The 9,169-nt window shown below is 67.2% G+C and carries 11 protein-coding genes; 5 read left to right on the forward strand and 6 right to left on the reverse strand.

The window, feature by feature from the left end:
- Window positions 1–24: 24 nt before the first annotated feature.
- On the forward strand, window positions 25–1,098 hold the full coding sequence (locus tag ACFW3F_RS06060; protein WP_388055305.1) for an isopenicillin N synthase family dioxygenase: 1,074 nt from the start codon (window positions 25–27) through the stop codon (window positions 1,096–1,098).
- 18 nt (window positions 1,099–1,116) lie between these two features.
- Here ACFW3F_RS06060 and ACFW3F_RS06065 read toward each other — a convergent pair whose 3' ends face one another.
- From ACFW3F_RS06065 to ACFW3F_RS06090, 6 genes are all read right to left on the reverse strand, one after another.
- Window positions 1,117–2,136 (reverse strand): oxygenase MpaB family protein, encoded by a 1,020-nt coding sequence (locus tag ACFW3F_RS06065; protein WP_388055307.1) that lies wholly within the window; start codon window positions 2,134–2,136, stop codon window positions 1,117–1,119.
- 44 nt (window positions 2,137–2,180) lie between these two features.
- Complete coding sequence (locus ACFW3F_RS06070; RefSeq protein WP_388055309.1) at window positions 2,181–2,450, reverse strand: DUF4235 domain-containing protein; 270 nt, start codon at window positions 2,448–2,450, stop codon at window positions 2,181–2,183.
- Between the two features lie 59 nt (window positions 2,451–2,509).
- A complete protein-coding gene (locus tag ACFW3F_RS06075; protein WP_388055311.1) occupies window positions 2,510–2,767 on the reverse strand; it encodes a DUF3618 domain-containing protein in 258 nt (85 codons plus the stop codon).
- The gene (locus tag ACFW3F_RS06080; RefSeq protein ID WP_388055313.1) at window positions 2,768–3,163 is read right to left on the reverse strand and encodes a phage holin family protein; all 396 of its coding nucleotides are present in this window, start codon (window positions 3,161–3,163) and stop codon (window positions 2,768–2,770) included. It abuts the gene before it with no gap.
- Window positions 3,164–3,288: 125 nt separating this feature from the next.
- Complete coding sequence (locus tag ACFW3F_RS06085) at window positions 3,289–4,161, reverse strand: biotin-dependent carboxyltransferase family protein (RefSeq protein WP_388055314.1); 873 nt, start codon at window positions 4,159–4,161, stop codon at window positions 3,289–3,291.
- On the reverse strand, window positions 4,158–4,823 hold the full coding sequence (locus ACFW3F_RS06090; protein WP_388055316.1) for an allophanate hydrolase subunit 1: 666 nt from the start codon (window positions 4,821–4,823) through the stop codon (window positions 4,158–4,160). The genes ACFW3F_RS06085 and ACFW3F_RS06090 overlap by 4 nt, the downstream gene beginning before the upstream one ends.
- Window positions 4,824–4,964: 141 nt before the next feature.
- Between ACFW3F_RS06090 and ACFW3F_RS06095 the strand changes: the two genes are divergently transcribed.
- The 4 genes from ACFW3F_RS06095 to ACFW3F_RS06110 all read left to right on the forward strand — a co-directional run bounded on the left by ACFW3F_RS06095 (window position 4,965) and on the right by ACFW3F_RS06110 (window position 9,044).
- A complete protein-coding gene (locus ACFW3F_RS06095) occupies window positions 4,965–5,915 on the forward strand; it encodes a carbohydrate kinase (RefSeq protein ID WP_388055318.1) in 951 nt (316 codons plus the stop codon).
- A 61-nt stretch (window positions 5,916–5,976) separates the two neighbouring features.
- Window positions 5,977–7,299 carry a citrate synthase gene (locus tag ACFW3F_RS06100; protein WP_388055320.1) on the forward strand — a complete coding sequence of 441 codons (1,323 nt, stop codon included), beginning with the start codon at window positions 5,977–5,979 and terminating at the stop codon, window positions 7,297–7,299.
- Window positions 7,300–7,356: 57 nt separating this feature from the next.
- The gene (locus tag ACFW3F_RS06105; RefSeq protein WP_086535246.1) at window positions 7,357–7,725 is read left to right on the forward strand and encodes an FKBP-type peptidyl-prolyl cis-trans isomerase; all 369 of its coding nucleotides are present in this window, start codon (window positions 7,357–7,359) and stop codon (window positions 7,723–7,725) included.
- 14 nt (window positions 7,726–7,739) lie between these two features.
- Window positions 7,740–9,044 (forward strand): cryptochrome/photolyase family protein, encoded by a 1,305-nt coding sequence (locus tag ACFW3F_RS06110; RefSeq protein WP_388055337.1) that lies wholly within the window; start codon window positions 7,740–7,742, stop codon window positions 9,042–9,044.
- Window positions 9,045–9,169 lie beyond the last annotated feature (125 nt).

Genomic DNA, 9,169 nt, shown 5'->3' on the forward strand with positions numbered 1-9,169 from the left:
CGCGGCCCGACGATCGGTGCCACCATGGACGCCATGACCGCCGCCGCCACCGGATTCGACGTGCCGCTCATCGACATCTCGCCCTACACGCGCAACGGCGACCCCGCCGACCGGGCCGTGGTGGCGGCCAGGTTCGACGACGCGGCGAGTTCGGTCGGCTTCATCCAGGTCGTCGGGCACGAGATCCCGGCGGCGGTCATCGACGAGTTCACCGCCGTCATGGACGACTTCTTCGCCCTCCCGCTCGAGCTGAAGAAGACCTACCGCACACCACCGGAGATCAATCGGGGCTACGCGCCGCCGAAGTCGGAATCCCTGTCGCTCTCGCTCGGCGTCGAGTCGGCCGGACGCATGAACGACTACTTCGAGGCCTACAACGTGGGCGTGGAGGCAACCCAGTACCCCGAACTCGACCTGCCCGCCGACCAGTACGCCACGAACACCTGGCCGGCCGTCGATCATTTCCGGGCGGCGGTGTCGGCGTACTTCGGCGAAGCCCGACGCGTCGCACACACGTTGACCCGGATCTTCGCCGACGCCCTCGACCTGCCCGCGGACTTCTTCGAGGGCTTCACCGACCATTCCCTCGACGTGCTCCGGATGAACAACTACGCGCTCCCGCCCGGCGAGATCGAACTGGACGGCGAGCTCACCGGAATGGGAGAGCACACCGACTACGGCATCGTGACGGTGTTGTGGGCCGACCAGGTCAGGGGGCTGCAGGTCCTCGACCATCACGGCGAATGGCAGGACGTGAGCCCCGCCGACGGCGCGCTGCTGATCAATCTCGGCGACCTGATGGCGCGCTGGACCAACGAGCGGTGGACGTCCACCCTGCATCGGGTGAAGCCGCCGATCGTCGACGGCACGGTGGAGCGGCGGCGATCCGCTGCCTACTTCCACGACGGCAACCTCGACGCGATGATCGCGACGCTGCCGTCGTGCGTCGGGGCGGGCAGTCGCTATTCGCCGATCACCGTGGGCGAGCACATCGGTGCGAAGCTCGCCGGCTCGCGAGCCGGACGTCCGAATCCACACGCCACCCGTGAGGCCGGCCGGGTTCGTCAGGCGATGCGGCGAAGTCTGGGGCAGCAGTAGCCGGCGGTGCGGTGAGTCTCAGTCCGCGGTGAGCACGCCCGGGTACGAGGCCCGCCGTGCGGCGCTCATCGGGCAGTAGTGCATCGGGTTGTCGCGCTCGCGCTCCGGTGGGAGGTTGCGCTTGGGCGTGTGCACGATCGGCGCGTCCTCGGCAACCCTGCCGTTCACGCGGTCCCATGCGTCGCGCGGTCGCGGATGGCGGAGAGCCCGTTTGGGTAGGAGCTTGTGCATCACGAGATTGATGCCCTTGCCCAACAATCGAAATCGGCGTTCGTCCGTGTCGGTCCACTCGAGTCCGAGGATCTCGCGGATCGGCTCGTCGTAGAAGCCCGTGGTCAGCCACATGAACAACTTCTGGTTCTGCGGCACCAGGTATCGGTCCCACAGCCTCGTCGGGATGAAGCTCAGGAAGGGCGGGGGCGGCAACTGGGTGATGTCGAGGACCGTGCGTACGGAGACGTGATCGCGAAGAACATTGCGGCACATGTAGTCCCAGTACTCCAGGAAGTCCTCGTAGGTCTCCGGGACGGGGCGCATGGACACGCCGTACTGGGCGTACCAGGCCTTGGATTCCTCGAACAACTGACGCTTCTGGTCTTCGGTGAGGAAGGGTCCGAACCGTTCGCAGAGTCGGACGTTTCCGTACCAGAACGTGGCGTGTGCCCAGTAGAAGACATCGGGATCCAGTGCGTGGTAGCGGGACCCGTCCTCCATGGTGCCCTTCACGGTGCGGTGATAGTCGCGCACTTCCAGCCCCGTCTGCGCGCCGGGGACCACGGAATCGAAGACGACGCCGCTGATCGGATACAGGGAACGCATCAGGCGCTGCCATCGCTCGCCGAAGAAATCCGAGTGGTCCCACACCGCGGCGCCCAGTTTGGGATGCATGTTCTGGATCGACCCGGCCCAGAGGCCCTGGAACATTCCCGTCCAGGTTCCCCAGATCTGCCAGGTCAGCGAGTCCGGTCCCAGCGGTGCGTACTCATGGGCCGGGCTGACGGGACAGGTGTCCTGTGGATCGTTCAGAACCTCGGTCATGAGACGAAACGATAGGTTCGTCTCACCGGGGTGTCAACCGTGTGTCACTCCGGGTTCTCGTGCGTCACCGCCCGATAGCCGCGCGCCCCGGCGCGGTCCACCGCGGCGCGAACCAGGCCGAACACCAGGCCCTGCAGCGCGGCGGCGACGAGAACCTCCGTATTGCTGCGCTCGAGATCCTTCGGATCGGGCGTCGACTCGTCGTCGGAGATCCGCTTCCAGATCTGGCCGAACACGGCACCCGCGGCTATACCGCCGAGCACGCTGGTCGCGAGGGACATCGGTTTGTACATCGCCTTCGATACGGCACTCATTGCGAGCTCCTTGCTCCTTGGCTGTGACTACGGACCGGCAGTGGGCGGGCGCTGCTGCGTCAGCTGCGTCGCCGCCGGATGATGACGAACGCGCCGACGGCCAGGACCGCCGCGACCGCGGCTCCGATCAGGACCGTCGAGTTCTCCTGGGCCTTCACCTGCGCGGTGTGCGCGGTCTTCGACGCCGCGTCGTTCACCCGTGCCGGGACGTCGAGCTTCGCGGCCAGCGCGTCAACGGTCTCGGCCAGCTCCTGGCGTTGCTGTTCGACGGGCGGCGGGTTGTCGGACGGGGTGTTGTTCTCGGGTGTCTCACTCATCTAGAGGTGCTCCTTCACAGTCGCCACATCGCGCTGGATACTTTCGACGGTGCGCTCCGGCGCCGGCGGCACCGCCGACTTGGCGCGTTTGGCGCCGATCGCGGCGGCAGCCCCGCCGATGACCAGCAACACCACACCGACGATCACCGCAGCCAGCCAGGCCGGCACCGCATTCGCCAGACCGAGCACCGCTGCCGCCACGAGGGTGGCCAGCCCGAACAACACGAGCAAGGTGCCCGCGCCGGAAATCCCCGCACCCACGCCGATGCGGGTGGCCTTGCCCTTCATCTCCGCGACGGCGTGCTGCAGTTCAGTCTTCACCAGGGTCGTCGTCTGCTGTTGCAGACGTTCGACGAGTTGCACGGTGGACAAGTCGTTCACAGACGGATCACTCACGCTCGTACCTCCTTGTAGGACGCTTGACTACTCGTTCCCGTGGCCGGTGAATCCGAAACGTCAAACGGCACTCAGCGCTGTCGGAATCGGATCTCCGATCAGCGCTGTCGGAATCGGATCTCCGATCAGCGCCTTCGGAATCGGATCTCCGATCCGGGCACGAGCTGCGCGGCGAGATCGACCGCAGTCGCGGTCAGGACCGCGGCCACCGGATAGCCGCCGGTGACCGGATGATCGGCGAGGAAGATGACCGGGCGTCCACTCGGCGGGACCTGGACCGACCCATGGGCGATCCCCTCCGAACGGAGTTCGGTGGCGCCGTCGCGGTGAGTGAGGAGCGGCTGCGTCGATCCCTCGGCCCGGTCGATGCGCACACCGACACGGTTGCTCTCGGACCCGACCAGCCACGTACCGACGCCCAGGTCCGCCGACGAGGCGAGATGGTCGGCACGCGGACCGGCATGGCACTCCAACACGACGACACGGGGATGCTCGCGGTCGGCGGGGGCGGACGAAGCGGTGGGCCAGTCGCCCGATGCGCGACCCACGGGCAATCGGTGCCCGGTGTCGAGCGGGGCCGGTCCGAGGCCGGACAGGGTGTCGGTCGACCGGGAGCCCAGAACCGGATCGACGTCGATCCCGCCCCGCACGGCGACGTAGTTGCGCAACCCCCACGACGGCGCGTCGAGTGCCAGCTCATCACCGGCTCGTAGCACGATTGCTGCCGCGAGCCCCGCGGGGATTCCGTTGCGGCGCACCACGGTGTCCGCCCCGGTCACCGCGACCAGCAGGTCGGCGTCGACGCGAAACCGCAACCCGCCCAACGTCGTCTCGACAGTCGCCGCCGACTCCTCGTTGCCCACGAGCCGATTGGCCAGCGCGAGGGCAGCACGATCGGCGCCCCCCGAACACGGAACGCCGAGATCCGCGTAGCCGGGACGCCCGGCGTCCTGGATGGTGGCGAGGGGGCCCGTCGTGAGCACGGTCAGCGACGTCATGTGCCGCCATGCCCGGCGTCGACGAAGCGGACCACCCGACCGGTGGCGAACAGGGCCGGGGGTTCGGCGTTCTCGTCCCACAGCCCGACGTCGGTGTGACCCAACAACTGCCAGCCGCCGGGGCTCGGCTTCGGGTACACCGCGCTGTAACCCGCTGCGATCGCGACCGACCCCTGCGGTACGTGTGTGCGGGACTCCCGGCGTCGGCCGACCGCCTCGAACGGGTGCGACGCCCCGTCGTCGGGGACGAGATATCCGAAACCCGGTGCGAAACCCATGAACTGGACGCGCCATCGGGTCCGGCAGTGCAGCCTGATCACCTCGTCGGCCGTCATCTCCACTGTCGCAGCGACATCCGCGAGGTCCACGCCGTCGTAGACGACCGGGACGATGATCTCCTCGGACACCCTTGCGTCGGCATCCCTGTGAGATCGACGGCGCCGCAGTGCCCGGCGGACACCGAGCTCGTCGAGACCGCGGCCCGGTCCGGCCTGGACCAGCAGGGTGTGCGCGCTGGGCACGAGGTCGGTGACCTCGGGCAGTTCGCCCTGCTCGATCGACTCGCGCAACGCCTCGGTCGCGGCCAGTACTGCGGCCGACGGGGAGTCATCGGCCGAGAAGTCGAGGACCACCGCGTCCGGGCCCGCCGGCAGCTCGTGCATGGATCGAATCTACCCCGCGTGACAGGGTGTTCCATCGGGTGAACTCCGACTCTGGAACTGAGCGCCGATGGCAGACTCGACAGAAGGCCGGGCGTGTAGTGCCCGATGTGGAATGCCCGACGCGAAGTGCGAGGAGAGACAGTGAGAGAGATCGTCGTCTGCGGCGAGGCGCTGGTCGACGTCGTGCAGCAGGGTGGGGGCGGGCAGGACGCGACCCCTTCAGGTCTGGCGCCGCTGCAACCAGCCCTGGGGGGTGGACCCTTCAACGTGGCAATCACCCTGGGACGGTTGGGAAGTGCTGTCTCGTTGCTCTCCGCCGTGTCCACCGACACCTACGGTGACGCGATCCTCGACGCCCTCCGCGCGGCAGGGGTGGGCACCACGTTGATCCAGCGTCGCGGCGAGCCCACCTCGCTGGCCCTGGCGACCATCGCCGACGACGGTTCGGCCCGGTATTCCTTCTACGTGGAGGGCACCGCCGATCGCGCGATCGGTGATCCCGGCGCACTGCCGCCGACCGTCGCGGCGGTGACCTTCGGGACTCTGTCGCTGGTGTTGCAACCCGGTGCCGCGGTGTACGAGAACGTGATGCGCAGATGCCGTGCCGAGGGTCGAGTCGTGGTGCTGGACCCGAACATCCGGTCCGCGGTCATCGACGACCCCGACGGCTACCGACGCCGTTTCCGCGGCTGGATGGCGTCGGTGGACCTGGTCAAGCTCTCCGATGAGGATGCGGCCTGGCTCGGCGAGGGGCCTGCGGGTAGTGCGGAGGCGGACTGGCTGGCTGACGGTGTCGCCGCCGTCGTGACCACCGCCGGCGCATCGGGGATCACCGTTCGCACCGCGCTCGGTGAGGTGAGCGCACCGGCGCCGCCTGTCGATGTCGTCGACACGATCGGTGCGGGGGACAGCGTGCTCGGAGGCCTTGTCCACCACCTGGACCGGCACGGTCGGCTCTCGCCGGACGCGGTACGTTCGCTGACCCTCGAGCAGTGGCGAGAAGCGGCCGAATTCGCAGCTCACGTGGCTGCGATGACGGTGTCGAGGCCCGGCGCCGACCCTCCGTGGGCAGGCGAGCTGAGAAGCGACTAGGTTGTACCTGTGTGTCCTACCCGGACACTGTAAAAATCTCTGATCTGAATAAGGGGTTCGTGTGTCTGCTGAAACAGTCCCAGCCGACCAGGCGTCCGACACGGCCTCAGCGACCTTCACCTACCCCGGTGGACAGCTGGAGCTCCCGATCCTGAAGGCCACCGAGGGCACCGACTCGGTCGCACTCGGCAAATTCCTGGCCGAGACCAACCTGACCACCTTCGACGGTGGTTTCGTGAACACCGCGTCGACCAAGTCGGCCATCACCTACATCGACGGTGACGCGGGCATCCTGCGCTACCGCGGAATCCCTATCGACCAGCTGGCCGAGAAGTCGACCTTCATCGAGGTGAGCTACCTGCTCATCTACGGTGAGCTCCCGACTCCGTCGCAGCTCGAGGATTTCACCACCAAGATCCAGCGCCACACGCTGTTGCACGAGGATCTCAAGCGCTTCTTCGACGGCTTCCCCCGCAACGCGCACCCGATGCCGGTGCTGTCGAGCGCGGTCAATGCGTTGTCGGCCTACTACCAGGACTCGCTCGACCCGAAGGACGACGAGCAGGTCGAGTTGTCGACGATCCGCCTCCTGGCGAAGCTGCCGACCATCGCGGCCTACGCGTACAAGAAGTCGGCCGGACAGCCGTTCCTGTACCCCGACAACTCGCTGAGCCTGGTGGAGAACTTCCTGCGCATGACCTTCGGGTTCCCGGCCGAGCCCTACGAGGTCAACCCCGAGGTCGCCAAGGCGCTCGACATGCTGTTCATCCTGCATGCCGATCACGAGCAGAACTGTTCGACCTCGACCGTCCGCCTCGTGGGCTCCTCGCAGGCCAACCTGTTCACCTCGATCTCCGGCGGTATCAACGCGCTCTGGGGCCCGCTGCACGGCGGCGCCAACCAGGCCGTGCTCGAGATGCTCGACGCCATCAAGGCCGACGGTGGCGACACCAAGGACTTCATGAAGCGGGTGAAGAACAAGGAAGCCGGCGTCAAGCTCATGGGCTTCGGTCACCGCGTCTACAAGAACTACGATCCGCGCGCCGCGATCGTGAAGAAGACCGCCGACACGATCCTGGAATCGCTTGGCGTGCAGGACGATCTGCTCGACATCGCGAAGGGTCTCGAAGAGGTCGCCCTCAACGACGACTACTTCATCGAGCGCAAGCTGTACCCGAACGTCGATTTCTACACCGGTGTCATCTACCGTGCGATGGGCTTCCCGACGCGCATGTTCACCGTGCTGTTCGCGCTGGGACGCCTGCCGGGTTGGATCGCCCACTGGCGCGAGATGCACGAGGACCCGACCACCAAGATCGGCCGTCCGCGTCAGCTCTACACCGGCTACACCGAACGCGATTACGTCCAGATGGGCGATCGCTGAGCGATCGGCCCGCCGGACACGCCTGACCGCCGAACACCCGACTCAAAGGAGAGTCCAGTGACCAGCACCGAGAAGCCCACGGTCGAGTTCCAGGCGGGACCCCCGCCGGCCGACCTGACCATCTCCGACCTCATCGTCGGCGAGGGCGCCGAAGCCGCTCGCGGTGGCGTCGTCGACGTCCACTACGTCGGGGTCGACTACGAGACCGGCGAGGAGTTCGATTCGTCGTGGGACCGCGGCCAGTCGGCCAACTTCCCGCTGGACCGGTTGATCCCGGGCTGGCAGGAGGGCATCCCGGGCATGAAGGTCGGCGGGCGCCGCCAGCTGACGGTCCCGCCGGAGCTCGCCTACGGCTCGGCCGGGGCCGGGCATCGGCTCTCGGGACGGACTCTCGTGTTCGTCATCGATCTGCTCGGAGTGGGCTGACGTCCGCGACCTCACTGGTCTGGCTCAGGCGCGATCTGCGCCTGAGTGACCTCCCGCCGCTCGCCGCGGCTGCCTCGGGGACCGATTCGTCGGTCCTCGTGTGCTTTGTGGTGGACCCGAGGCTGGAGAAGTCGTCGGGTGAACGTCGGCTGGCGTTCCTGTTCGACTCGCTGCGTGAACTCGACGACAAGCTCGACGGCAAGCTGCTCGTCGTGCGAGGTAGGCCCGAGGTCGAGATCCCGAAGCTGGCCCGGAACGTGGATGCGGACTGCGTCCACATCTCCGAGGACTTCGCGCCGTTCGGTCGGCGCCGAGACGAGTCGGTCGCCGACGAACTCGGCGACATCGCGCTCGAGGCCACGGGGTCGCCCTACCTCGTCTCTCCGGGGCGGGTGACCAAGGACGACGGCGAGCCCTACAAGGTCTTCACGCCCTACTACAAGCGCTGGCGCGATCACGGCTGGCGTGAGCCCGCGGACTCGTCGGTTTCCCTGAAGAGGATCCTCGATCCGTCGGACGTGACCAAGTCGGGTCGGATCGAGATCCCGGCCGCCCCGGTGGAGCTGGACCTCCCCGCGGGCGAGGATGCCGCGACGTCGCGCTGGGCGGAATTCATCGATGCCGATCTCGCCGACTACGACTCCGGTCGCAACGACCCCGCGGGCGACAGCACCAGCCGGATGTCGGCGTATCTCAAGTACGGCAACATCCATCCTCGGACCCTGGCCGCCGACCTGAGTCGATCTGCGGCCCGGGGCTCGAAGGGAGCGCAGGCCTTCCTCCGCGAACTCGCGTTTCGCGACTTCTATGCCGACGTGCTCTACCACTGGCCACACAGCTTGTGGCACAACTGGAATCGGCAGTTCGACGACATCGACCTCGACACCGACAAGAAGGCGTACGAGCGTTTCGACGCCTGGAAGGCCGGACGTACCGGCTTCCCGCTCGTCGACGCCGGGATGCGTCAGCTCGCCGAGACCGGATACATGCACAACCGGGTGCGCATGCTCACCGCGTCGTTCCTCGTGAAGGACCTGCACCTGCCGTGGTGGTGGGGAGCGGAGTGGTTCCTCGAACAGCTCATCGACGGCGACATGGCGTCGAACAACCACGGCTGGCAGTGGGCCGCCGGAACGGGAACCGATGCGGCCCCGTACTTCCGGGTGTTCAACCCGGAGACGCAGGCCAAGAAGTTCGATCCCGACGGCGAGTACGTCCGGCGCTGGGTCGGCGACGTCGATGCCGACGACTATCCGGAGCCGATGGTCGATCACAAGGCCGAGCGGGAGGAAGCGCTCCGCCGGTTCGGCCAGATCTGATTCCCGTCTCCGCTCTCTGAGGAGCGTCCGGAGCAGAGGCGGAAGCTCAGCTCGCTCCTCAGTATCTGCGGCCTGGCGGCCGTCGTGGACCACGAAAGAACACTCGTGAGTGTCCGAAATCCATG

The organism is Gordonia sp. NPDC058843 (assembly GCF_042743165.1).
Lineage (GTDB): Bacteria > Actinomycetota > Actinomycetes > Mycobacteriales > Mycobacteriaceae > Gordonia.